General features: G+C 54.5%; 23 protein-coding genes and 1 other annotated feature. Of the genes, 13 read left to right on the top strand and 10 right to left on the bottom strand.

Annotation, left to right across the window (positions count from 1 at the left end; genetic code table 11):
* The first annotated feature begins 246 nt into the window (after positions 1-246).
* Genes L1249_RS16070 through L1249_RS16045 form a run of 6 tightly spaced genes read left to right on the top strand, consistent with a single transcriptional unit; the run spans position 247 to position 3,576 of the window.
* Positions 247-504, top strand: a complete 258-nt coding sequence (locus L1249_RS16070; RefSeq protein WP_328284148.1) for a DUF411 domain-containing protein — start codon at positions 247-249, stop codon at positions 502-504.
* A 14-nt stretch (positions 505-518) separates the two neighbouring features.
* The gene (locus L1249_RS16065; protein WP_044630815.1) at positions 519-1,067 is read left to right on the top strand and encodes a TlpA family protein disulfide reductase; all 549 of its coding nucleotides are present in this window, start codon (positions 519-521) and stop codon (positions 1,065-1,067) included.
* Positions 1,068-1,079: 12 nt separating this feature from the next.
* Positions 1,080-1,463: a hypothetical protein gene (locus tag L1249_RS16060; RefSeq protein ID WP_044630814.1), complete on the top strand. Its 384-nt coding sequence runs from the start codon at positions 1,080-1,082 to the stop codon at positions 1,461-1,463.
* Between the two features lie 16 nt (positions 1,464-1,479).
* Positions 1,480-2,223, top strand: a complete 744-nt coding sequence (locus L1249_RS16055) for a cytochrome c biogenesis CcdA family protein (RefSeq protein WP_044630813.1) — start codon at positions 1,480-1,482, stop codon at positions 2,221-2,223.
* 23 nt (positions 2,224-2,246) lie between these two features.
* On the top strand, positions 2,247-3,113 hold the full coding sequence (locus L1249_RS16050; RefSeq protein WP_044630812.1) for a WD40/YVTN/BNR-like repeat-containing protein: 867 nt from the start codon (positions 2,247-2,249) through the stop codon (positions 3,111-3,113).
* A 52-nt stretch (positions 3,114-3,165) separates the two neighbouring features.
* Entirely contained in the window at positions 3,166-3,576 is a 411-nt protein-coding gene (locus L1249_RS16045) for a c-type cytochrome (protein ID WP_228169059.1), read from the top strand.
* Between the two features lie 1,132 nt (positions 3,577-4,708).
* Here L1249_RS16045 and L1249_RS16040 read toward each other — a convergent pair.
* Positions 4,709-5,925 (bottom strand): IS3 family transposase gene (locus tag L1249_RS16040; RefSeq protein ID WP_137095192.1). Its coding sequence is split into 2 segments (ribosomal slippage): positions 4,709-5,640 and positions 5,640-5,925, totalling 1,218 coding nucleotides; the frame shifts between segments, so codons are not numbered across the junction.
* Positions 5,534-5,650, bottom strand: a sequence feature (AL1L pseudoknot). It overlaps the preceding gene by 117 nt.
* Before the next feature lie 300 nt (positions 5,926-6,225).
* Here L1249_RS16040 and L1249_RS16035 point away from each other — a divergent pair.
* From L1249_RS16035 to L1249_RS16005, 7 genes are all read left to right on the top strand, one after another.
* Entirely contained in the window at positions 6,226-6,432 is a 207-nt protein-coding gene (locus L1249_RS16035) for a DUF2933 domain-containing protein (protein ID WP_044630613.1), read from the top strand.
* A gap of 40 nt (positions 6,433-6,472) precedes the next feature.
* A complete protein-coding gene (locus L1249_RS16030; protein ID WP_022522184.1) occupies positions 6,473-6,817 on the top strand; it encodes a hypothetical protein in 345 nt (114 codons plus the stop codon).
* A 220-nt stretch (positions 6,818-7,037) separates the two neighbouring features.
* Entirely contained in the window at positions 7,038-8,375 is a 1,338-nt protein-coding gene (locus L1249_RS16025) for an APC family permease (RefSeq protein WP_008958468.1), read from the top strand.
* Between the two features lie 27 nt (positions 8,376-8,402).
* Positions 8,403-8,861, top strand: coding sequence for a hypothetical protein (locus L1249_RS16020; RefSeq protein WP_044630612.1), 459 nt, complete (start codon positions 8,403-8,405; stop codon positions 8,859-8,861).
* 121 nt (positions 8,862-8,982) lie between these two features.
* On the top strand, positions 8,983-9,630 hold the full coding sequence (locus L1249_RS16015) for a Spy/CpxP family protein refolding chaperone (protein ID WP_023004785.1): 648 nt from the start codon (positions 8,983-8,985) through the stop codon (positions 9,628-9,630).
* A gap of 77 nt (positions 9,631-9,707) precedes the next feature.
* Positions 9,708-12,254 (top strand): heavy metal translocating P-type ATPase, encoded by a 2,547-nt coding sequence (locus L1249_RS16010; protein WP_044630611.1) that lies wholly within the window; start codon positions 9,708-9,710, stop codon positions 12,252-12,254.
* Positions 12,251-12,511, top strand: a complete 261-nt coding sequence (locus tag L1249_RS16005) for a DUF2933 domain-containing protein (protein ID WP_058577548.1) — start codon at positions 12,251-12,253, stop codon at positions 12,509-12,511. Before L1249_RS16010 ends, L1249_RS16005 begins: the two co-directional genes overlap by 4 nt.
* A gap of 279 nt (positions 12,512-12,790) precedes the next feature.
* Here L1249_RS16005 and L1249_RS16000 read toward each other — a convergent pair whose 3' ends face one another.
* The 9 genes from L1249_RS16000 to L1249_RS15960 form a co-directional block, all read right to left on the bottom strand.
* The gene (locus tag L1249_RS16000) at positions 12,791-13,816 is read right to left on the bottom strand and encodes an APC family permease (RefSeq protein WP_427775225.1); all 1,026 of its coding nucleotides are present in this window, start codon (positions 13,814-13,816) and stop codon (positions 12,791-12,793) included.
* 136 nt (positions 13,817-13,952) lie between these two features.
* Positions 13,953-14,414 (bottom strand): hypothetical protein, encoded by a 462-nt coding sequence (locus L1249_RS15995; RefSeq protein ID WP_228169060.1) that lies wholly within the window; start codon positions 14,412-14,414, stop codon positions 13,953-13,955.
* A gap of 59 nt (positions 14,415-14,473) precedes the next feature.
* Complete coding sequence (locus tag L1249_RS15990; protein ID WP_058577545.1) at positions 14,474-14,812, bottom strand: hypothetical protein; 339 nt, start codon at positions 14,810-14,812, stop codon at positions 14,474-14,476.
* A gap of 75 nt (positions 14,813-14,887) precedes the next feature.
* A complete protein-coding gene (gene lgt / locus L1249_RS15985) occupies positions 14,888-15,697 on the bottom strand; it encodes a prolipoprotein diacylglyceryl transferase (protein ID WP_062375626.1) in 810 nt (269 codons plus the stop codon).
* Between the two features lie 279 nt (positions 15,698-15,976).
* Positions 15,977-19,102 carry an efflux RND transporter permease subunit gene (locus L1249_RS15980; protein WP_062363013.1) on the bottom strand — a complete coding sequence of 1,042 codons (3,126 nt, stop codon included), beginning with the start codon at positions 19,100-19,102 and terminating at the stop codon, positions 15,977-15,979.
* Complete coding sequence (locus L1249_RS15975; protein WP_212715312.1) at positions 19,102-20,730, bottom strand: efflux RND transporter periplasmic adaptor subunit; 1,629 nt, start codon at positions 20,728-20,730, stop codon at positions 19,102-19,104. The genes L1249_RS15980 and L1249_RS15975 overlap by 1 nt, the downstream gene beginning before the upstream one ends.
* A 35-nt stretch (positions 20,731-20,765) precedes the next feature.
* The gene (locus tag L1249_RS15970) at positions 20,766-22,070 is read right to left on the bottom strand and encodes a TolC family protein (protein WP_228169061.1); all 1,305 of its coding nucleotides are present in this window, start codon (positions 22,068-22,070) and stop codon (positions 20,766-20,768) included.
* Positions 22,071-22,231: 161 nt separating this feature from the next.
* Positions 22,232-22,645 (bottom strand): hypothetical protein, encoded by a 414-nt coding sequence (locus L1249_RS15965; protein WP_044630606.1) that lies wholly within the window; start codon positions 22,643-22,645, stop codon positions 22,232-22,234.
* 305 nt (positions 22,646-22,950) lie between these two features.
* Positions 22,951-23,616: a sulfite exporter TauE/SafE family protein gene (locus tag L1249_RS15960; protein ID WP_044630841.1), complete on the bottom strand. Its 666-nt coding sequence runs from the start codon at positions 23,614-23,616 to the stop codon at positions 22,951-22,953.
* Positions 23,617-23,748: the final 132 nt, after the last annotated feature.

Below are 23,748 nucleotides of genomic sequence, written 5' to 3'. Positions count from 1 at the left end.
GATCAAGGGGTTCAACAAGCTGGAGCTGGTCGTGAACAACGTCCAGTTCAAGGACGGCGAACCCTTGACCGATCAGTCAGACAGGACTGCCGCCTGACCGGCCATACACAGAATTTGACAATAACTCCTGATATATCAGCGACCCTCTACAAAAATCCCAATTGCGGGTGTTGTGCCGAATATGCCAAGTATTTGGAACAAAACGGCTTCGACGTGGAGACGGTCGACACCCATGACCTCGTTGAAATGAAAGCCGAGTATAACGTCCCTGAAGAACTGCATGGCTGCCATACCACGGTCGTAGAAGACTATCTCTTCGAAGGGCATGTGCCTGTTGAGAGCGTGACCCAAGTGCTTGATGCAAAGCCCTCTATCATAGGGCTGAGTGTGCCGGGAATGCCGCTTGGTTCACCGGGCATGTCGGGAGAAAAACGCGGCCCGCTGGAGGTCTATGTCATAGCCTCGCAACCGACCGATAGCCCCGACATTTACGCGACTCACTAAGGGGTAGTGTGGCGATGAAACTACCCATCCTGGCAGGACATCTCGTAGCCGTATTTCTGATGACGGCCACCTCCCTTGCCATGGCCGCCCCGTCAGAAAGCTCAGGGCCACAAGGGTTTCTTCTCTGGGCCACCCCCAACGACGTGGCACAAATCAGTTTCGAGGATAGTGGCGGTACCCCTTTAACACTGGCTGACTTTGAAGGGAAACTGATTCTACTCAACATCTGGGCAACATGGTGTGGGCCTTGCCGAGAGGAAATGCCCACTTTAGATGCCCTGCAAGCTGAGCTTGGCAGCGATGACTTTGAAGTGGTCGCCTTATCGATCGACCGTAAGGGGGTCGAGATTGTTAATGAATTTTATCAAGAGATAGGCATTGAACATCTGGCTCCCTATATAGATAAAACCGGGATGGCCAGTGCAGATCTTGGGGCCGTAGGTATTCCCACGACGCTGCTACTTGACCGCCAAGGCAAAGAAATTGGGCGCCTCGTGGGGGAAGCCGAGTGGAACACTCAAGACATGATCGACTTTCTTGCCGAAATGATTGCAACCAGATAATGAGGTAGCACCATGAGTTGTTGTGACGACAAAACCCAACAGAACAAACAAAAATCGGGGCTACAAGGCCTGTTGACAGGGCCACGCGGCCTGATGTTGCTGGGTGGCGTGGCAGTGGCTGGCGGCCTTGCTTTTGGCTGGGATAACCTGGTTTTGCTGGGCATCGCGCCTATACTATTGAGCCTATTGCCATGTCTCATTATGTGCGGATTAGGCCTATGCATGATGAAGTGCAAAGACAAAAAAGGTGAAGCGACCGAGCAAAGCGACGCTAACAATGTTCAGGCTCGGGTAGAAGACGCTTCAGAAGTGAATGCTGGCACAGCGTCCACCACTCGCCAAATAGTAGATCAAAACGAGTCAATCAAGCATTCCTCATCAAATTTCCAAGCCTAGCCATGGGTAAAGGGTAATGCTTGAAGTAGCCAATATAGGACTGGTCACTGCCTTTCTGGCAGGCCTGATCTCGTTCATTTCACCCTGTGTTTTGCCACTTGTGCCTGGCTATCTTTCTTTCATGACCGGCCGCTCGCTCGGACAATTACAGAAGGCGGATAGACGAGAGCGACTCCGGGTGTTAACCCAGTCGATATGGTTCGTGCTCGGTTTTTCAACCGTTTTTTTGTTGCTGGGAGCCAGCTCCACCGCCATTGGTCGTCTGCTATTGGTGTATCGCCAAGAAGCAAACCTAGTCGGTGGCCTTATCGTTATACTGTTTGGTGCCTTCATGACCGGGCTCATGCCATGGCGCTGGTTTCATCAAGAATGGCGGTTTATGGGTCGACTGAAGGACGTCGGCGGAAGCCGCAGTGCGGCTTATCTGCTTGGTTTAGCGTTTGCATTTGGCTGGACCCCCTGCATTGGCCCGATTCTGGGTGCCATTCTTACCGTCAGCGCTTCCACGGCCAACGCCTGGAGCGGCATGGCGTTGCTCGGCGTTTATTCTTTGGGTCTGGGTGTGCCCTTCATGCTGAGTGCCCTTTCACTTGATCGCTTCATAAAGCACCAGAAATTCCTGCGTCGCTGGGGGCATTTCATACATATAGCGGCTGGGTTGATCATGATCCTGATGGGTAGCTTAATGATCACAGGCAAACTATCCGAGCTGTCATATTGGTTATTGCGTACTTTCCCTGCCCTAGGTGTTATCGGCTAATCGTTATTTAAGGAAATATTGAAATGCACATGATCGTGAGTCGTTTTTTACGTGTCTTCTTACTGACAGGCTTGGCCGCAGTCAGCTTTGGCAGCGCCATTACGGCCTTGGCAACTGAAGAAAGGTTGCTTGCACTGCAATATGACGTAACAGGCAAACGACTGTTTAAAATTGAGGCTAACCAACTATTCCAGCGTGCCGATGAAGGCATGACCTGGAATGCGATTCCCTTGCCCGAAGACGTGAATGAAGGCCAGTTGCGCGCGGTATCGGTCCCCTCCACTGATCCGCAAGCGCTCTATATCGCAGGCCCCTCAATCGGGGTGCAGCGTAGCACCGACAATGGAGAAACCTGGCAAGAGCTTAGCGCTAACCTACCTAGCCGAGAGGTTACTGCGCTAGCTGTACATCGCCGTCAGAACGAAACACTTTATGCGGTAATTGAAGAAGACGGCATCTACCAAAGCGAGGATGCTGGCACCACCTGGAAAAAAATGGACAGTGGTCCTTCACAAAAGATTAACCGACTCGTCCACTCTGACATGGAAGGCAGCATGCAGACCGGCTGGCTCTACGGGGTATCGGACGATGCGGTGCGTCTATCGATGGACTGCTTTTGCGGTTGGAGACCGACCGGAGCACTTGATGCTGGCAGCGTCTATGATGTGGCTTATAGCCTTGGCAACCCAAAGCGAGTCTATGTGGTTACACAGCAAGGACTATGGCGTAGTGAAACGGGTGGTCAAGAGTGGCAACAAGTAGCTGGTGACGGCACAGAGCTCGTTGCACTCACACTCTCCGCCAAAGACACTCTCTATGGTTTAAACCAGAAAGGGGAACTTCTACACAGTGAAGACGAAGGCCAATCCTGGACTTATCCCGATGCGTAAGCACTGTTTTTTCACTGCCTCATGGCTGACGCTAATGGTTGTGGGGCACGCCATGGCTGAGGACCGTCCTTTTTCAAGCGATACTCCTCAGCTGGAAGACGGAAAAAGAGTTTACCGACAATACTGTGCTAGTTGCCACGGTACACAAGGCGAAGGCATGCCCAACTGGGAAGAGCAAAATGCTCTAGGCGAGTTACCTGCTCCACCACATGGGCCAGAGGGCCATACCTGGAAACACTCTGATGCCATGCTCTACCGAATTATTGCCGAGGGTTGGCGCGACTCCTGGAATAAAACCGATAGGCTAACGATGCCAGCGTATCAGGAAGTTTTGGCTCCCAGCGAGATACGAGATGTGGTGAATTATCTCAAGACATTATGGACACAAGAGCAAAGGCGTCACCAAGCAGACGAAAGTATTGAGAACCCCTTTCCAATACAAACTGGAATACCCCCAGAGTAAATAATAGTGTCTATGCCCTATAACAAATTTTCTTAGTCACCTTATGGGTCACCACACTGTTAGCTACCGTCTCAACCGCCCACTTGTGTTATTAAGTAGAAAACAACCTCTTGGTCCTTTTAACTCCGACAAACCTGCTCCCGGCGAATGCTAGCCCTTACTTAGAAAACCAACTTCGCATTGTCAGCGAATAAATATACACTTTAGCGAATCTCAAATGTTTATGTTGAGACATGGAAGTTAACAAATTTCATATAAAATAAACTTATTACCTAACGACTGAGGCGCCTTCAGGCTTAGTAAGATCGACTGACTCACTTCACAATAAAGTTTTCGTCGCGCCACATATTTGATCTGAAGGCTGTGGAAGGGAGTTAGATTATTATGTTAGGTAAGCAATATAGTGTTAATAAACAACTAAGAGGTTCATAACGGTGACAACGACTCACTCCAGCGCTCGCGCTTATGGTTGCAAACAGGAGAGTACATATGTCCGTTTGGCTTGTAGATCGTTGACCTGCTCGTGCACATGGGCCTTAGGTGAACGTAAACCTGCTGACTTCGCGATAAGAGATTGACGCGTTTACAGAGCAGGAACATGTCGATACGATTTCCCAGGGATATCTGGGCTATGAACGTATTGGCGGCTATGAAGAGCTTCATGAGCACCTGGGAGTTAGCGTTTCAGACCCTAATGCGACCACCTATCGCCCTGTGCTGGCAATTTTTGCCACTGCGTTACTCATCGATTTTTCTGCCAGTTGGGAGGTTCAGTGCATAATATTCACTGCACGCGTGCTAGAGTATGCCGTAGCCACAGCGATCATACCCCCGGGTCTGCAAAAGCTGCAGGGCGTAGCGAGCTTTAGCGCCATGTTTCTCAACTATGACCTGCACGCCCAGCGCCAAGTCCCCTTCAGTTACGTTTACCTTCACGCCTAGATACTTCCGAAGCTACTAATTGCTGGCCGATACGCTTATCTGGCTGGCTGCGCCACTGGCGCTATTCGTTGGCACCGTGTGACAGGTTCTGTCTTTAAAGCGATATACCTCGATAAACGTGAGCTCAAGTGCGCCTGTGTCGGCAACAGTATGAACCGCCCCGGTTATTCCGGAGACCGGTTTGTTTGAGTCAGGCAGCTTCACCTGACTCCTCCAATTGACGATAATACGCCTTTTCTCGTTCTGCTGGTGGAACGTTTCCTATGGGTTCTAGCAGTCGGCGATTGTTAAACCAGTCAACCCATTCCAGCGTGGCATACTCAACGGCATCTCGCCCTTTCCATGGTCCACGATGGTGAATCACCTCCGTTTTGAATAAGCCGATGAGGGTCTCGGCCAGCGCATTGTCGTAGGAGTCACCGGTGGTGCCGACAGAGGCATCGATACCTTCATCAGCCATACGCTCTGTATAGCGGATCGAGAGATATTGGCTTCCTCTATCACTATGGTGGATTAACCCTTGCCTGTGCTTTCGTGCCCACAACGCTTGCTCCAGAGCGTCCAGTACCAATCCCGTTTTCATCGACGTTGCTACGCGCCAACCCACGATACAGCGTGCATAAACATCGATAACGAACGCAACGTAAACGAAGCCAGACCAGGTAGCGACATACGTAAAATCGGCCACCCAAAGCTGATTAGGACGCATGGCCGTAAAGTCACGTTTCACTAAATCAGGTGCTCGTTTCTGGTCGGGATCACTGATCGTCGTGAAGGGGCGTTGGCCTCGCACCACGCCGCGAATCCCCAGGCGTCGCATGAGTCGTTCTACGGTGCAACGAGCAACATTAACCCCTTCACGGCGGAGTTGCCGCCAGACCTTACGAGCACCGTAGACGCAGAAGTTTTCTTCCCACACGCGCTTAATCTCAGCGGTAAGAAACGCATCCTGCCGATATCGATCTCCCCGCCGCTCAGGATCGGTCTCAAGTGCCTTGTGGTGGTAATACGTCGATGGGGCGATTGGTAGCTGGCTACAAATCGACTCGCCCCCGAACTGAGCACGATGCTCGTCGATAAATGACACTATCAATTGGGTTTGCGGTCGAGCTCCGCTTGGGCGAAAAAAGCAGCCGCCTTACGAAGAATTTCATTGGCGCGCTTCAATTCGACGTTTTCACGCTCTAGCTGCTTGAGTCGTTCATTTTCAGGCAGATTAGCCGAGCTATCTCCCTGCGTGAGTTCTGAGCGTTTGCACCAGGCTCTTAAGGTCTCTGGTGAACAGCCAAACTTGCTGGCAATGGAGCAGATCGCCGCCCACCTGGACGGGTATTCGCCTTGCTGTTCAAGGACTAATCGAACAGCTCGCTCCCGGACTTCTGAAGAATATCGTTTTGGTGAGTTCATAACTCCATCCTCTCAAGATATGGAGTCTCCGGTAAAGCCGGGGCGGTTCAGTAATACCCATTAAGCTTTGTATCGCTCACCGAAAACCTAATGATGATGGGAATGAGGCTATGGATACCGCTTGGGTAATTATCGCCTACTTTTTGCGAGGCGCTTGATCAGGATCATATTTCCCTCCGATGCTGTTCAGGTTGCGTTCAGACAAATCATCCATGCTGTTATTGGGGTTATTTATTTGATTTTTCCCAAACCAACGGCCTTAACTGCTGTTGGCTCTTTGGGCGAGTTACTGAGGTGATTATGAGTAACAGTACAAGTAGTCGTTTGCTGATGTTGTGGGTGCCACTTGCTGGGTTTGTCATTTGGGCGGGATACCTGATGGGAACCGAGCACCGTCTCCACCTATTTCAGTTCTTACCTTTCCTCTTTTTGGCAGCATGCCCACTGATGCATATTTTCATGCATAAACACCACGGCGGTCATAAGGACAAAATAGACAAGAACTGAACCACTCTATATATACATGTACGCGCCTGGGAGAAAGACCATGAAAACGACACAACAAGAGCACCGCTTGGGTGTTTCCAAAAACACACTGGTGACTCGGAATTTAAAAATCAAGCCCAGTAAATCCAAACGCATTGAAGAAGCGCTGTCAGATATCGACCGACTCTATGGAATGGATAAGGTGGTCTACAACGAGAAAAACCGAAATATCAGCCTTGCTTACGATGCGCTGAGGCTCTGCATCGATGACGTTGAAAAAATTCTCAAGCTCCATGACATACAGGTCAGCGCTGATCGGTGGAACCGCTTTAAGAAGGAGTATTACCGTTTCGTCGATCAGAACGTTAAAGACAACGCTAAACAGGAACCTTGGAGCTGTCATTAATAGTCATAACGGCTACATGACACAACCAGGAGCAAGACTAGCTAGTTTAGGGTAAGAGCTGCTTGCCTGTGGCCTCGCAAAATCAGACCTTCCGTTAGTCATTTGCCATGTGGCTGCACATAGGTTCTATATTTAATTTATATAGCATCAAAAAACACCGCACAGGAGTCCTCGGCAGTTATTGCTGCTGTGGTTGCCGTTAATACAAGGAGTCGCTTTCATGGTTGGGCAGGATAGAACGCCACAATATAAAGAAAACAGTCTTTCGTTGGTCGGTGCCGTTGCATTAGGCACCGGCGTGATGATTGGGGCCGGTATTTTTGCGCTAACCGGCCAAATGGCCGAAATGACTGGTCGGCTATTTCCTCTAGCCTTTCTGGCCGCTGCCGTCATTGTCTCTTTCAGCGCTTATTCTTACGTTAAAATGTCCAATACCTTCCCATCAGCAGGTGGGATTGGCATGTATTTACAGAAAGCGTATGGCCCGACGCTTCCCACCGCCTTTCATGCCCTCCTGATGTATTTTTCCATGGTGATCGCACAGAGTTTTTTGGCGAGAACGTTTGGTTCCTACACGCTTGAGTTGTTTGACCTGGGGGATCGTTCACTATTTGTGCCCCTACTCGGGGTTGGTTTACTGCTAATAGCCTTTTTGATCAATTTATCCGCCAACCGCTTGATCGAGACCGTCGCCTCGGTGCTCGGATTTATCAAAATAGGTGGCATTATAGTGTTTGGTATTGTCGGCGTGTTTATTGCCGACTCCATCGAAATGGGTGCTGGCAACGATGCACCTACGCCTACGATAACGGGCTTTTTAGGTGCTACGGCGCTCGGCATACTGGCATTTAAAGGCTTCACGACGATTACCAATAGTGGTTCGGAGCTTAAAGATCCTAAGCGGAATCTTGGCAAAGCTATCACGATCTCGATTGCGCTATGCGTGGTGATCTATGCCCTTGTCGGTTTTGCCGTTGCCAGCAACCTATCTTTGCCTGAAATTATCGAAACCCAAGACTACTCCCTGGCCGCCGCTGCCCGTCCCGCACTGGGTGAAGCGGCAGTTGCGTTTACCGTCATTCTCGCCATGTTAGCAACGGCGGGCGGTATCATCGCCAGCGTCTTTGCCGTTTCACGCATGCTCGCCATGCTGACAGAAATGAAGCTGGTTCCTCACCGCCATTTCCACATGCCCGGCAGTGTACAAAAGCATACACTGGTGTACACCATCGTATTTGGCTTAGTGCTCACCGCTTTTTTTGACCTGAGCCGCATCGCAGCATTAGGCATCATTTTCTACCTGATCATGGATATGGCCATCCACTGGGGTGTGCTTCGTCATCTCAAGGACAGAGTGGGGGCTAATCCTGTTATTCCTAGCATTGCCATACTACTAGATGCTGTCGTGTTAATCGGCTTTTTATGGGTAAAAGCCATTTCGGACCCCATGGTGCTCATCGTTGCTGGTGTAGTAATGGCTACTCTTTTACTCGGCGAATGGATTTTCCTATCCAAACGCGACGCTTCAAACGATAGCGAGCACTCTCACACTCATTAACGTTAATAGCGTTATAGGAGGTACCAAATGGACGTTAGAACCTTTGGTGAATTGATCGATTGGACCCGTCAGTTACACGAGCATCTTGCAGCTTGCCTTGCTCATTGCGCCGATATACACGAAGAAGAGCGCGCTCGCATGTTGCTCAATTACTTAGCTGCACAGGAAGCGGAAATGCAGCGCGTTGTGGCGCGCTTTGAACAGACTGTTGACGCGAAAGCATTAAAAACCTACGTTTATGACTATTTGGAGCATAAACCTATCCGTACGCATCGTACCTGCGATGCGCCCTATTCCACGCTAAGTGTTGACGACATTTGCCGAGAGGTTTTTGATTTCCATGAACAAACGATAAACCTTTATCGAACCCTCGTTGGCAAAGCGGAAATTCCTGAGGCTAAAGAGCTCTTAGATTCCCTTTTAGCACTTGAAGAGCACGAAGCCATGCGCCTTGTTCGCCAAACGGGGAGAATGAACGATGTCTGAAGACCATAACGAGACAAAGGTGAAAGTCACTGTTACATGGGATTGACCTCTGTGCAGCACGTAGCCGAATAATGTCAGCAAAGGGCCTGAATGGGCCCAACAGCTCGCTAGGAGAAGGATCATGGAAATTCGCAAGCATACTCTCGCTCTCGGACTCGCCCTGGCACTCGGTGCCAGTGGTAGCGGCATCGCTCTCGCCCAGAGCATGCCGACCAATCAGCCCAATCAGGGTAGCGGCATGACGGGCGGCAGCGGCGGCCAAGGCGGCATGGGCCCTGACATGATGGGCGGAATGATGGGCGGCGGCCAGGGCGACATGGGGCCCGGCATGATGGGGGGAATGATGAGTGGCGGCCAGGGCGGCATGGGGCCCGGCATGATGAAAGGCATGATGGGTGGCGGGATGATGACCTGCCCGATGATGGGAGGCGCCGGCATGGGCATGATGCGGGAGGTGCTCGACCCGGAGCAGCACGACGAGATGCGCGCGCTGATGCAGGAGCATCGCCCCGCCCAGTTCGAGCGCATGGGCCGCCTGATGAACCTACGCGAGGACCTGATGGCGGAGATGCGCGGCGAGCGCCCCGATCCTGAGGAGGTCCAGGCCCTGCACGGTCGGATGGCCGAGCTTCACGGCGAGATGATGGCCGAGAGGGTGCGTCTGGAAAATACCATGAACGACCTGCTCACCGACGAGCAACGCCAGCAGCTTCAGCAGGCCACCCCTGAGAGTGACGTCGACCCCGAGGACCACGAGGCCCATCACTGACCGGGAGTGTCACAGACTCAGGCAACAGGACGGCCATTGTTGGCCGTCCACTCGGCAACGCCCACAGGAGACAAGCGATGAGCGATTCACCCCCCAACACGATCACCCTGACGGTCCCCGGCATGGGCAGTGACCACTGTGCCGGCATCGTGCGCAAGACGCTGGAACGCCTCGATGGCGTGGGCGAGATCCAGACCAATATCGCCAACCACCATGTCAGCGTGACCATCGAAGCAGGCGGGCCCGACGGCGACACCTTGAAGGAAGCCGTCGAAGGCGCCGGCTACGACGTGGCCGCCGTCAGTGGTGGTACCGGCATGCAACAGGTCCGCCTGACCGTTCCCGGCATGGGCTCGGACCACTGCGCCGGCATCATCCGCAGTACCCTGGAGCGGCTCGAGGGTATCGAATCAATCGACACCAATATCGCCAGCCATCGCGTCTCTGTGAGTATTGCCGCCGATGGCCCCGATGGCGATGCGCTCAAGCGCGCCGTGGAAGGGGCCGGCTATGAGGTGGCCGCCGTGCAGGCCGACGAGGCGGAGGATGCCGACAGCGACGCCGAGATCGAGGAGGCCTATCTTTCCCAGGCCCGCAAGCGGCTGATCATCGCTGCGGTACCCACCACCCTGATCATGCTGCTGATGATGCCGCACATGTTCTGGCAGCCGATTCCCGGCTACCTGGCCATCATCGCCGTGCTGGCCTTCCCGGTGGTGTTTCTCTATGGCGGTATCGCCACCCACAAGTCGACCTGGCGCTCGCTGAAGAACGGCACCTTCAACATGGACGTGCTGATCTCCATGGGCAGCCTGCCGCCCTACTTGATCGGCCTAGTCGGCTTCGTCTACCCCATGACCTCATTCATCGAGATGGCCGCCACCATCATGACCTTCCACCTGCTGGGCCGTTACCTGGAGGCACTCGCCAAGGGACGCGCCTCCCAGGCCATCCGCCGCCTAATGACCCTGGGTGCCAAGACAGCACGCGTCGAGCGCGATGGCGAGGAAGTCGAGGTGGCGGTGAAGGAGCTGGCCCCGGGCGACATCATGGTCGTGCGCCCCGGCGACAAGATCCCCACCGACGGCGAGGTGGTCGAGGGCGAGAGCCATCTCGACGAGTCCATCGCCACCGGCGAGTCGATACCGGTCTACAAGAGCACCGGGGACAGCGTGATCGGTGCCACCATCAACAAGGAGGGACGCTTGCGGGTCAAGGCGACCCGCGTCGGCGGCGATACCTTCCTCTCCCAAGTGGTGCGGCTGATCGACCAGGCTCAGGGCTCGCGGGTACCGATCCAGGAATTCGCCGATCGCATGACCGGCCGCTTCGTACCGGCGGTGCTGGCCATCGCTCTGGCCAGCCTGGTGGCCTGGGCGCTATTCCCGGATGCCCTGCGACCGATACTCGACTGGGGTGCGACCTTCCTGCCCTGGGTGAACCCCGAGGCCGCCACGCCGGTGCTGGCGATTCTCGCCGCCATCGCAGTGCTAGTCATCGCCTGTCCATGCGCGCTGGGCCTGGCCACCCCCACGGCGCTGATGGTCGGCTCCGGCATCGGTGCCGAGCGTGGCATCCTGATCCGCTCCGGCGAAGCGATCCAGACCTTCAAGGACGTCAAAGTGATGGTGCTCGACAAGACCGGCACCATCACCCGCGGCGAACCAAAACTCACCGAGGCCGTCGTCGCCGAAGGCGCCGACGAAAACCGCCTGCTCACCCTGGCGGCGAGCGTGGAGAACGCCTCGGAGCACCCCATCGCCCGGGCTATCGTCGATGGTGCCCGGGAGCGCGATGTGAAACCCGGCGAGGTCAGCGAGTTCCGTTCCACCGGTGCGCGCGGTGTCTCGGGCAAGGTGGGCGACGAAGTGGTGCTGATCGGCAATCGCCGGTTGCTGGAAGAGGAAGGCGTGACCGGCCTCGAGGCCCTGGATGACGCCATGGGCGAGCTCGAGGGCAAGGGCCGCACCGTGGTAATCGTCGCCGCCGACGGCCAGGCACTCGGCCTAGTGGCCGTGGCCGACACCCTCAAGCAGGAGTCGGTGGAGGCCATCCGCGGCATGCATGATCTCGGTCTGCACGTGGTGATGATCACCGGCGACAACGAACGCGCCGCCCGCGCCGTGGCTGAAGAGGTGGGCATCGACGAGGTCCAGGCCGGTGTGCTGCCGGAAGGCAAGGTTGATGCCATCCGCGCGCTGCAGGAACAACACGGCAACCACGTGGCCATGGTCGGCGACGGCATCAACGACGCCGCGGCACTGAAGCAGGCCAACGTGGGCATTGCCATCGGTGCCGGGGCCGACGTGGCCATCGAGGCGGCGGACGTGACCCTGGTACGCGGCGAGCTCACCGCCGTGGTGGACGCCATGCATCTCTCGCGAGCCACCTTCGCCAAGATCGTCCAGAACCTGATCTGGGCCAGCGCCTATAACGTGGCCGCCATCCCCATCGCCGCCATCGGCCTGTTGCACCCGATGATCGGCGTCATCGCCATGACCACCAGCTCCCTCTCGGTGATCGGCAACTCGCTGCTGCTCAAGCGGCGTTACGCCCGTGAGCAGCCCCGCGGAGAGCCTTCCACTGCCACCCCATCGGTCCAAGCCAAAGGCGACCGCTCATGAAACGACCAGAATCCACCAAGCCCCCCTCGGGAGAGGCCGAATCACAGAAAGAGCCGTCTTCCCCTACCGCGGCACTCCATAAATGGATGATGACCGCCTGCGTGGTGCTGATGGGAGGCGCCGTGCTGCTGTTCATGTGGGGCGGGCAATCACTGAGCAGCGGCGCCTGGCTGCTGCTGCCCCTGGCCCTCTGTCTCGGCATGCACTTCCTGATGCACCGTCATGTCGGGCATGATCAGCGCGACCGAGATGAATAGCAGATATAAAAAACAGGACAATCGGCATCGATGCCAGACACGCAATGCCGATGCCGTTCTGGTACGTTACATTAGGAACAGTCAGGACAGATGTTATGCCGAGGGTGGCGATCAGGCAGTTATAACAGATCCAGACATCATTTTCTTACAGATCGTCCATCCTCCCAGTCTGCCGAACAAGGCGCATCGCTTCATGCTGTTCCAGCTCAAGAAGGGATTCAAGCAACTCCCTTGCTTCAGGAATCTCCGCCTTGCCAACCAAGTTACGATAGAGATCTGTCACTTGATCATGGAAGTCGAAAATCTCCCGACAGATTTCATTGAAACCCAGCGCAGCATAGGGTGACGATGCGGCACCAGTTCCATTTCCGTCAGCATTGCCAACATGCGTGAGACCGCAAATATACTGGCAATGATACCACCCGCGGTGGCCAGCATGGCGAGAATGACGGTGAACCAGACGGCGGCCTCCCCCAGCGCAGGACGGGCAGCAGCCGCCAACGAATAATCTTTCGTTTCGATTATCTCGCTCAGCGACAGATTACTGGCGACAGCGAAGCCCACCAGCGCATAGATCACCACACACAGGGCGATCGAGATCATGATCGCCCTGCCGACGTTGCGATGGGGATCTTTTATCTCTGAACCACTATTGGTGATCGTCGTGAACCCCTTGAAGGCCAGGATCCCCAACGCGGTTGCTCCTAGAAAGCCTGACAGAGATCCCTCGGGCGTCGACGCCGAGGTTTCCATGCCGACCGAGTCGGCGATGATGACACCGACGACCCCGAACAAGATGATCCCACCAATTTTTATGAACCCGAGTACTGACGCAACACCCTGAATCAGCTTGTTGGCGGAGAGGTTTAGTAAAAATGCAGATATCAGCAGCGCAACACCCAATAAGGGGACAAGCAGTGACCTATCCCCAAAATCGAAAAGCTCTAGCGTGTAGGACCCAAAGGTTCTCGCCAAAAAGCTTTGTGCTATCACCATGGAGAAATACATTAAAAGCGCATGGAAAGCGGTGGTCAGAGTTGGTCCATAAGCCTTGCTGAGGTACATGCCAATACCACCAGCTGACGGATAGGCATTGGACATTTTCACGTAGGAATAAGCACTGAAAGAGACGATTAGTGCCGCTGACAAGAAGGCTAACGGGAAAAGCACTCCCGTCATCTCGGCCATCTGTCCCGTCAAAGCAAAAATACCAGCGCCAATCATGACCCCGGTCCCTAAGGCAATCGCACCGACCAGTGAGAGGCTATTCTGCTTGTACTGTGGCGTTCTATCCATAGACTCCATCACCTCTCTCCTGGGTGAATGAAACCAGACCCTACCGAAAGCCCTCTTGACGCTCTGAGACTCACCAGATGACAAATGGTAGAGTGTGGTTAGATACATTGAAATCAAAGTGTAGAACCTATGCGCTACCCAATAGTCAATTATTTTCTTTGGATACAACCTCCGAACCTAACCGATGACGACGCGCCATCCACAGCATCAACGGCGGCAAGATCAACCACTGTAGTAACGGCGAGAGGCCCGTGCCCAACCACGGCACACGGGGCATCAGCTGCGCATACTCCCACCGTTGACTGAATAGCGTAGCGTGCCACTCCATCGCCACCGTGATACCGACGCCCACCAGCACGAAGCCCACGCACTCCTTGGCCCCATAGCCCCGAAGCCAGTCATGACGTCGATGCCATACGGCCACCGACCAATACGCCATCAACGTGATCAATACATCGCCAAGGGCTGCCTGGATACAAGCCTGCACAGCTTCCCAATGTGGCATCACAGGCATGCCCGCATACAACGGAATCTGAAGAAACTCCCAGGGAAGATTCAGCAGAAAGGCAAATAACGCTACATGAAGCTCCCTAGCCGAGCGGACCACGCGTAGTTTCCTGCAGCGCTTACCCTGAGGCTAGCCTTGCGTATAGATGTGACTACCATTCAATGGCAGCTCCAAGGCTCCTTCTTGGCGTTGTCCTTCACATTCTGATCGACAAATCGATAATGCTCCTCCTTGAAGCGGTTCCACCAACCACGACTGATTTCGACCGCATATTTGTCGAGAATATCTTCGACGCAGTCGAGGCAGAGACGTGAGGCATCATAGGCCAGGTGAAGCTTTAGTTTCTTCTCATCGAACGAAACACTGTCTAGCCCGTATAGCTCATCAATATCTGCAACAGCCGCTTTCACCGCATCCAGATCGCTGGAATCAAGCTTTAAGTGTCGGTTCACCAAGGTCGTTTCAGAAACTCCCAACCGATGCTCTCTGTGTGCCATGAGAATTCTCCTCGTACTGTAATATCGTTAACGTTCTTCCAATATTATCGACATACCTCATATCACTTGTCTTGCTTATCGGTCCGATGTAGCAACCATGGTTCGCTGACTACGACATGCAGTGGTGACCAGGAACGCACCTGCTGCCAACATTGGTACCGTCAACAACTGTCCCATAGTGAGCCAATCAAAGGCGATGAAGCCCAATTGAGGATCGGGTAAGCGCACAAACTCCACGATGAAACGGAAGGTGCCATACAGAAGCAGGAATAGACCCGAGATAAGCCCTTGAGTTTGCGGTTTCCGTGACACCCACCACAACACGACAAACAGCACCACACCCTCCAGGGCAAACTCGTAGAGTGCTGATGGATGGCGGGGTTCAGGCCCCAAGCCCAGCATGGGAGGGAAGATCATCGCCCAGGGCACGTCGCTGGCCCTCCCCGGCAACTCGTGATTGATGAAGTTGCCCAGACGCCCTGCCCCCAGACCGATCGGCACCAGCGGGGCGATGAAATCGGTCAGCTGAAGGTAGGCCAGGCGGTGACGGCGAGCGAACAGCCAGGCGGCTACCAGCACGCCGGCAAGACCTCCATGGAAACTCATGCCCCCTTCCCAAATCTTGAAAAGCCATAGGGGGTTGGCTATCAGCTGGTCGAGCCCGTAGAACAGCACATAGCCCAAGCGCCCTCCAATGATGACGCCCAGAGCGCCATAGAAGATCAGGTCGCCGATATCATCATGGGTCAAGCCGAGGCGGTGCGCTCGCCGCCGCCCCAGCCACCATGCGGCCGTCAGCCCCACCACGTACATTAGGCCATACCAATGTAGCTGTACCGGTCCGAGGGAAAATGCCACTGGATCGATCTGTGGGTACGCAATCATGGCAATTTCCTCGCGCCCTTCAGGCTTCTATGAATCGCTCGACGCTACGCCAGCGGGTTAGCAAATAGCCAAGCGTGCTTTCTTATCTACCAGCATAGCCTAATGGCCTGAATACAAACTGAATCTTGACTCACGAAGTGCAAATTCAACCTAATTCCAGGGGGCATCGCTAGTGCACCTCACATCAAGTACCACTGACGATTCGTGTTAGGCTGGGAGCCCTCGAGATACGGCATTCGCGTATCTAGAATGTGCCACCCAGCCTTGTCGATCCTGACGTTATGCATGATTCACATGGCGGCATTTCCACAGGTAGTAGACACAGGGCAACACCAGAAGCGTCAGTATCACTGCGCTCAACATCCCCCCCACCATCGGGGCCGCAATGCGGCTGACCACCTCGGAACCCGTGCCGGAGCTGTACATCAGTGGCAGAAGACCGGCAATGGTCGAGACCGATGTCATCATTACCGGTCTCACCCTGAGAGCAGCACCGTGCAGCACGGCGTGGCGAAGAGTCTCCCGACGGGGTTGTACTCCCTTGTGTTGGCAGCCCTCGAGCATCTGCTGATAGGCCTGGTTGAGATAAACGAGCATGATCACCCCGATCTCGACTGCCACCCCGGCCAGAGCGATAAACCCCACTCCCACGGCCACGGAGAAGTTATAGCCCAGCAGGTACATCAACCAGATAGCCCCTACCATGGCCAGCGGCAGCGTGCCCATGATGATGGCTACCTCACTGAAGCGTTTGAAACTCATGTAGAGCAGGATCACTATGATTGCCAATGTGAGAGGCACCACATAGCTCAACTTCTCTTTGGCACGCAACATGTATTCATACTGCCCGGACCACGTCACCGAATAACCGGCGGGCAAATCGAGCTCGTCCGCCACGACGTCCATGGCGCGCTGCACATAGGTACCGACATCCACGCCTTCGATATCCACGAAGGTCCAACCGTTGGGACGTGCGTTCTCGCTCTTGATCGCCGGTGGTCCGTCCTCCACGTAGATGTCCGCCACGTCGGCTAGAGCGATGCGCTGCCCATTGGCGGTCACGATCGGCAGCTCGGCCAGTCGCTCGGGGGAGTCCCGGTAATCCTGTGGGTAGCGCAGGTTGACCGGGTAGCGCTCCAAGCCCTCGATGGTCTGAGTGATGTTCTGACCACCGATAGCGGTCGCCACCACTTGTTGCACGTCGGCAATGTTCAGGCCATAGCGCGCCGCCTGAGCGCGGTTGATATCAACCTTGATATAGCGACCTCCGGCCACCCGCTCGGAATAGACCGACGCAGTACCGGGAACATCGGCAAGGATCGTCTCCAGCTGCTGTCCGATGGACTGAATCTGCTTGAGATCTTCTCCGCCCACCTTGATGCCCACCGGCGTCTTGATCCCGGTTGCCAGCATATCGATGCGCGTCGAGATGGGCATCACCCAGGCATTGGATACCCCCGGTATCCGCACCAGGCTGTCGAGTTCCTTCTTGAGCTTGTCGGTGGTCATCCCCTCTCGCCACTCGTCCCGCGGTTTGAGCTGAATGAAAGTCTCGACCATGGTCAGCGGCGCAGGGTCGGTAGCCGTGTCGGCCCGTCCGATCTTGCCAAACACCGTGTCCACCTCCGGTACGCTGGCAATCAGTTTATCGGTCTGCTGAAGGAGCTCCCGCGCCTTGCCGATCGACAGCCCTGGATAAGTGGTCGGCATGTACATCAAGTCGCCTTCATCCAGGGGTGGAATAAACTCGCTGCCAATCTTGCTGACCGGCCAGAAACCCACCAGGGTTATCGCCAGCACCAAGGCGATCGTCGTCTTCGGGAAACTCAATACTGCCTTGAGTACTGGCATATAGACCCCGACCAGCAATCGATTGACCGGATTCTTGTGCTCAGGAATTACGCGGCCACGGATTAAGTAGCCCATCAGCACCGGAACCAAGGTGACCGCCAACCCGGCACTGGCTGCCATGGCATAGGTCTTGGTGAAGGCGAGCGGCGAGAACATCCGCCCCTCTTGGGCCTCGAGGGTAAAGACAGGAACAAAGCTGACAGTGATGATCAGCAAGCTGAAGAAAAGCGCCGGCCCCACCTCCACCGCCGAATCGGCCACCACCTTCCACCGGTTTTCGGACGTCAGCGGTGTACGCTCCATGTGCTTGTGCAAGTTCTCGATCAACACGACGGCACCATCGATCATGGCCCCGATCGCAATGGCGATACCCGCAAGCGACATGATGTTGGCGTTCATACCTTGCCAGTTCATGATGATGAAGGCAGTGAGAATGCCCATCGGTAGGCTGATCATCGCCACCAGTGCAGAGCGCAGGTGGAACAGAAAGAGTACGCACACCAACGCCACGATGGCCAGTTCCTCGAGCAGACCACGCAACAGGTTGTCCACCGCCTTCTCGATCAAGCCTGAACGGTCGTAGACCGTCACGACCTCGACCCCCTCCGGCAGGCTGGACTGGAGCTGCTCAAGCTTGGCCTTGACGCCATCGATCGTTTTCTGGGCATTCTCTCCTGTGCGCATGACGACGATGCCGCCGACGGTCTCACCTTCCCCGTTCAATTCGGCAATGCCACGGCGCATCTGGGGTCCCACTCCAATGTCGGCAACATCCTTGAGCAGCAGAGGCGTTCCGTTGTCATCCACACCCAGCGGAATACTGGCAAGATCCTCACGACTCTGGATATAACCAGTGGCGCGCACCATATACTCGGCTTCGGCCATCTCAACGACCGAGGCGCCAACCTCCTGATTGGCCCGCTGTATGGCAGTCTGGATGTGGGCCAGCGGGATGTCGAAGGCACGCAGTTTCTCCGGATCCACCACCACTTGGTATTGCTTGACCATGCCGCCAAGCGCCGCGACTTCAGAAACGCCCGATACGGTCTGAAGCTCATACTTCAGGAACCAGTCTTGCAGGCTGCGCAGCTCACTGAGGTCATGTTGGCCGGTCCTGTCGATCAGAGCGTAGAGATAGACCCAACCCACGCCAGTGGCATCCGGACCAAGCTGTGGGCGCGCACTATCCGGCAGCGTGGGCGCTACCTGAGAAAGGTACTCCAGCACACGGGAGCGCGCCCAGTAGGGATCGGTGTCTTCGTCGAAAATCACATAGACGTAGGAGTCGCCGAAGAAGGAGTAGCCGCGTACCGTTACTGCCCCGGGAACCGACAGCATGGCCGTGGTGAGCGGGTAGGTGACTTGATCTTCGACGACCTGCGGAGCCTGGCCCGGGTAGTTGGTCTTGATGATCACCTGCACATCTGACAAGTCCGGTAGAGCATCAATCGGGGTATTCTTGACTGAATAGATTCCCGCCCCCGCCAGAATCACGGCAGCAAGAAGCACGAGAAAACGGTTGCTTATTGACCAACGGATCAACGCAGGAATCATTACTTGCTCTCCCCAGTTGCATGGCCTTGATGGCTCATCACGTCTTGCTGGCCGCGTTCCGCATTACTGGTTTCTCCGTGATCCATGCCCTCATCGCTGGGTGCTTTAGTCTTATCATCGTCAACATGCACACCGCGTAGAGCGAACTTGTCTTCCGCAATCCGTTCGAGTTCGGCATGGATGTCCATACCGTCTTTCAGCTGTTCAAGGCTAACCGTATCAGCAACCTGGAAATCCATGCTCATGGCCGGCCAATTCCACGCCGCGATGGGGGCATGGGATAGCGTCACCATGCCATGATCTGGCATGACATCTTCGATGCGTGCTGGCACCCATACGGTCTCAACAAGGGAATTCTCATCGGCCTCTTCAGCACTGTCACTATGGTCCATTCGTCGAAAGTCTGATGTTCGACTTGACTCGGAATCCAGAAGGAACTGAGCCGACGTAACGATGCGATCGCCCTCCTCAAGGCCCGATAATATCTCGACGGTTTCCCAACCCACGCGTCCAACGTCGACTTCGATCGATTTGAATTTTCCATCACCCAATGCAAGAACGACACGCGACTGGCTTCCGGTGCGAATCAAGGCCTCACGGGGTATTTGCAATGCCTCCAACGTCGTGTTTGACATAATGGTCAGCTGAGAAAACATTCCAGGTTTTAGCGCCAGGTCATCGTTAGCGAAACGCACCCTTACACGAGCCGTACGCGTCTCACTATCAATACTTGGATATATATAGTCCACCACCCCTGTCCACTCCCGTTCGGGTAGATAGTCAAGAGTCATGCGAACCTCATCTCCCTCAGCGATCAACGCTGCCTGGCGCTCAAACACCTCTCCGACAGCCCACACATGATCAAGAACGCCAATACTCATCATGCTCATTCCTGGCTGTACGAACATTCCTTCACGCACCTGCAAATTATCCAGGACGCCACTTTGGGGCGCACGCAAGATGATCGCCTGACTCACTTGACGACTGTCCCTTAGCTTCTGGATAGCCTCATTGGGCACCTGTAACGCTCGCAGTCTCTCCAAGGCGGCAGAAATCAGGCGTTGGTTACCGCGGTTCATTGCGAGCAACAGCTCTTCTTGAGCATTAACGAGCGTTGGCGAGTAGAGTGAATAGAGTGGCTGACCCTGGGTAACGGGATCGCCTTCGGACTTGGCAAATAGTTTCTCTATCCATCCCTCGACGCGGGGATGGATATGTACCAGCTTGTCCTCATCGTATTGGACATAGCCAACTGTCCTGACCGTGGCGTCAAATGTATCCTTTTCGACAACGCCCGTTTTAACACCAAAATTGTTGACGACATCAGGAGAAATCTTGACTGTTCCTGGGGTGTCCCCTTCGTCTTGATCATCATAAACAGGCACTAGATCCATCCCCATCGGGGATTTTCCAGGCTTGTCTCGCTTGTAGTTGGGATCCATCGGCGCCACCCAGTAAAGGGGAGTGCGTTCTCCACTCTCTTCCCCACCAGTCTTATTACTATCTTTTCCAATAGCCGTTTCTACTGCGTTCAGGACGAATGTCTTCCCTCCCAGAACCATACTGCCGGACACGCCCAACAGGACGCCTAACGATATAACGAAAAAGTACCTACCCATTTGATTCATCGTGATGTCTCATTCCAGACTTGAGAAGTCGTGAGTTAGCGTGAAGACGTGCCTTGGGACAGCAGGTAGTTGATATCCGAGATCACCTTGAGTCGTTGGGCTTTCAGGCCTATGAGCTCCACACTCGCATTGGTTTCATCAATTCGTGCCCGCACGGCTTCTGCAAAATCACCATCGTCATTGTTATAGGCATTCAGAGAGGCTTCGGCCTGCTCGCTCAGCTCGGGCAATAATCGTTGCGTATACAGGGTTAATCGTTCATCGAGGCGCGCCAACTTAACCCAATTGGTTTCCAGCTGGGCAATCAATTCACGAACCAAGGTTTCTCTCTCGTACCGGACCGCTTCATGACGTGATGCCGCTGCTGCGACATTCTTGTCCTGACGATTTTCCGTGAACACAGGTAGATCGAAGGCCACTCCCACAGAGAACAGGTCGGACCGGCGTCCGCCCATAGGGTCGTCCTCGCGGTAGCCGTACTGTGCCGATACACCCCATTCTGGTTTGTACTGCTGCCTCGCCACATCGACCCCAGTCTCCATGGCATCTATCTTCTGCTCCAATGCCAGCACTGCAGGGTGACGCCTCACTCGCTCATACCACAGCTGACGACTGGGACGTTCAGCGTCAGTGAAGAGGCTTGGCTCTACCAAAACAAGCTCGGGGAAGTCTTCCGCTATCGGTAGCATCGCCTCACTCCCCAACCATTCAGTTAACTGCCGCTCTTCTGCCTCTTGTTGCTGTCTGAGATCGGTCAAGCGATCCTCCAGGCGAGTCAGCTCCAACTGAGCACGAATCACATCGTCTTGGCGGGTCATTCCGAAGGCGGACGCATAGCTCACCTCGGCCACCTCCGCTAGCTGCTCAAACAAGCTACGATCACGCTCTATCCGACTGATGCTCAGCTGAGCACGAGTGGCCTCCAGCCAAAGCTGGCTAACCGTAGCCTCGACTCTGGCTTCCCTATCCTGCCGCAACATCGGCTGTTGGGCGGCAAGCTGCTGCTTTTGTTGCTTGGCAAGCGCCAGGCTATCTCCTCTGGGAAATTTCTGACTGATTCCTACGCTGAACTGGGTCATACCTTCTTGATTCAAGTCAAAGGTATCAACCGGCAGATTTCCCGCTTTCAATGAAATCTGGGGATCAGGGAGCTGGGCCGATGCAATGGCCTCGTTCTCAAGGGCGGTTTCAATGGACGCACTTCCGGTTAACCAGGGGTCCTGATCAATGGCTATCTGTATCGCTTTTTGTAAATTGTCCGTTTCACTTCCGGCAACAGCAATAGCCGGCATCCAGGCGACACCCAAGACACCGCTGAATAACAATGCAGCCTTGATCACAGCGGCCCTCCAAACAAAAGGATTACGCTCAAAAAAATACAGAAAATTTAATAAAATAAATAATCAAACATTAAAAACTACGTTTATTAATTACTTTAAAATCATTAAACGAAACATTTAAAGTAATTGTTGGCCAGCATTAGCCGGCCAACTTTAATTTATCACTGAATGTCTACATGCAGACTGTACCGGTGTGTATCACTATCCCCAAGCCCCCCCGTCTCTCCTGAAACAATCAAGCGGTACTCGCCTGCATCGAGTCTCTCATCAATTTTGAAGTCTCCATTGACAGAATTAGCTTCCGAAACGATATTGCCGGATGCGTCCATCAGTTTTGCTTTCATGTGAAGCGCAAAGTTTGATGACCCAGGAAAGTGCTCACTAGCTATCTTGACCTCGGAGCTTTCGTTTAATGAGAGCACATACTCATGAGCAAACCCTCTGGTCAATATTTCACTAGGTGTAACTCCCTCCGTCAGCTGTTTGGCCTGAGATTCAGACTGTCCAAAGTTTGCGAATGCTGGTATGGCAACTACGCTAATGATTGCGGCGGCAAGTGACGTTTTGATTTTCATTTTAACTCTCCATTCCTGTTTGATGACACGCTTAGAATATAGCACACCCAATTGAAAAAAATGACTTGAGTCATTTTTTCTTCTCATACTGCCAAACGAGCTGAGGGTAGGACGTGATGAAGGTTTTTAACCTGTGGCAGAGCAGCTTTTGTAAGATATCCTTAAAGCAGACTTCAAGGTCAAGGCCTCATTTTAAATTTCGATGTACAACCGAAAGGTTTGCCATAAGCGCCCGTTGAAGACTTGACCTTTGGGCAGCCTGGCGGTTGTAAGCTGGCTACGAGTAAACAAATGAGGTGCCAGAGTTACCAGACGGCAAACGTAATAATCAGCAGCGCTGCTAGCGTACGAGTCGCGGGGCTACGTATCCATATTGAGACACGGCGCGCTGCCACTCCGGTCGCTAGGACGGCAGGCAAGGTGCCGAGCCCAAAGGCCCCCATCATCGCGGCGGCACGCAATGGCTCGGCTACAGCAAGACTCCAGGCCAGCATCGAATAGATTAGCCCACAGGGCATCCAGCCCCATAGCGAGCCAAGTGCGAATGCTTGGGGTACTTTTACAACAGGCATCAAGCGACGGCCTATTGGTTCGATGCGGCGCCACAGGACGCGCCCCAGTGCCTCGATACGTAGCAAGCCCTTCCACCAGTTGGCGATATACAGTGCCATTAGTATCAACATGACCGCCGCCAGGATACGCAACACCAGGGCGAAGCTATCCAGTGCATGGTTGAGCACGGAACCGAGCAGAGCCACCAAGGCACCAGCGATCATGTAGCTGCTGATACGACCTAAATTATAGCCGAGCAACAGACCTGCTAAACGCCTCGGCTGTCGCATGCTGGGGGGCACAGCAAAGGTCAGGGCACTCATGATGCCGCCACACATGCCGATACAGTGCGCGCCTCCCAGCAAGCCGAAGACGAAGGCCGCCGCCAGCGGCGGCAGGCTCATGTCGGCGGGATTCATTTAAGCCCGCCTTATTCACGAGGGCGCTGATTGAGCGGTCTGAAGGTACTGGCTGTTGGCATTGCTTATCAGGATTCGCCTCTTCAGCGCGAGTGGCTGTTGAGTAATGCCAGAACGCAGCCCTTTTCCTAC

The sequence above is a fragment of the Halomonas sp. Cn5-12 genome (assembly GCF_021532545.1).
GTDB lineage: Bacteria > Pseudomonadota > Gammaproteobacteria > Pseudomonadales > Halomonadaceae > Vreelandella > Vreelandella aquamarina.
Note: the sequence above shows the minus strand (reverse complement) of the source record. Positions and strands in the feature narration are given on the sequence as shown.

Excerpts from the sequence above, each read along its gene's own strand:
- L1249_RS16070 (WP_328284148.1), top strand. The coding sequence starts at position 247 with ATGAAAGCCGAGTATAACGTCCCTGAAGAACTGCATGGCTGCCATACC.
- L1249_RS15980 (WP_062363013.1), bottom strand. The coding sequence starts at position 19,102 with ATGATTCCTGCGTTGATCCGTTGGTCAATAAGCAACCGTTTTCTCGTG.
- L1249_RS16005 (WP_058577548.1), top strand. The coding sequence starts at position 12,251 with ATGAAACGACCAGAATCCACCAAGCCCCCCTCGGGAGAGGCCGAATCA.
- lgt (WP_062375626.1), bottom strand. The coding sequence starts at position 15,697 with ATGATTGCGTACCCACAGATCGATCCAGTGGCATTTTCCCTCGGACCG.
- L1249_RS15960 (WP_044630841.1), bottom strand. The coding sequence starts at position 23,616 with ATGAATCCCGCCGACATGAGCCTGCCGCCGCTGGCGGCGGCCTTCGTC.
- L1249_RS16050 (WP_044630812.1), top strand. The coding sequence starts at position 2,247 with ATGCACATGATCGTGAGTCGTTTTTTACGTGTCTTCTTACTGACAGGC.
- L1249_RS15965 (WP_044630606.1), bottom strand. The coding sequence starts at position 22,645 with ATGAAAATCAAAACGTCACTTGCCGCCGCAATCATTAGCGTAGTTGCC.
- L1249_RS16025 (WP_008958468.1), top strand. The coding sequence starts at position 7,038 with ATGGTTGGGCAGGATAGAACGCCACAATATAAAGAAAACAGTCTTTCG.
- L1249_RS16015 (WP_023004785.1), top strand. The coding sequence starts at position 8,983 with ATGGAAATTCGCAAGCATACTCTCGCTCTCGGACTCGCCCTGGCACTC.
- L1249_RS16020 (WP_044630612.1), top strand. The coding sequence starts at position 8,403 with ATGGACGTTAGAACCTTTGGTGAATTGATCGATTGGACCCGTCAGTTA.
- L1249_RS16065 (WP_044630815.1), top strand. The coding sequence starts at position 519 with ATGAAACTACCCATCCTGGCAGGACATCTCGTAGCCGTATTTCTGATG.
- L1249_RS16045 (WP_228169059.1), top strand. The coding sequence starts at position 3,166 with ATGGCTGAGGACCGTCCTTTTTCAAGCGATACTCCTCAGCTGGAAGAC.
- L1249_RS16030 (WP_022522184.1), top strand. The coding sequence starts at position 6,473 with ATGAAAACGACACAACAAGAGCACCGCTTGGGTGTTTCCAAAAACACA.
- L1249_RS16060 (WP_044630814.1), top strand. The coding sequence starts at position 1,080 with ATGAGTTGTTGTGACGACAAAACCCAACAGAACAAACAAAAATCGGGG.
- L1249_RS16035 (WP_044630613.1), top strand. The coding sequence starts at position 6,226 with ATGAGTAACAGTACAAGTAGTCGTTTGCTGATGTTGTGGGTGCCACTT.
- L1249_RS16000 (WP_427775225.1), bottom strand. The coding sequence starts at position 13,816 with ATGGAGTCTATGGATAGAACGCCACAGTACAAGCAGAATAGCCTCTCA.
- L1249_RS16010 (WP_044630611.1), top strand. The coding sequence starts at position 9,708 with ATGAGCGATTCACCCCCCAACACGATCACCCTGACGGTCCCCGGCATG.
- L1249_RS16055 (WP_044630813.1), top strand. The coding sequence starts at position 1,480 with ATGCTTGAAGTAGCCAATATAGGACTGGTCACTGCCTTTCTGGCAGGC.
- L1249_RS15990 (WP_058577545.1), bottom strand. The coding sequence starts at position 14,812 with ATGGCACACAGAGAGCATCGGTTGGGAGTTTCTGAAACGACCTTGGTG.
- L1249_RS15975 (WP_212715312.1), bottom strand. The coding sequence starts at position 20,730 with ATGAATCAAATGGGTAGGTACTTTTTCGTTATATCGTTAGGCGTCCTG.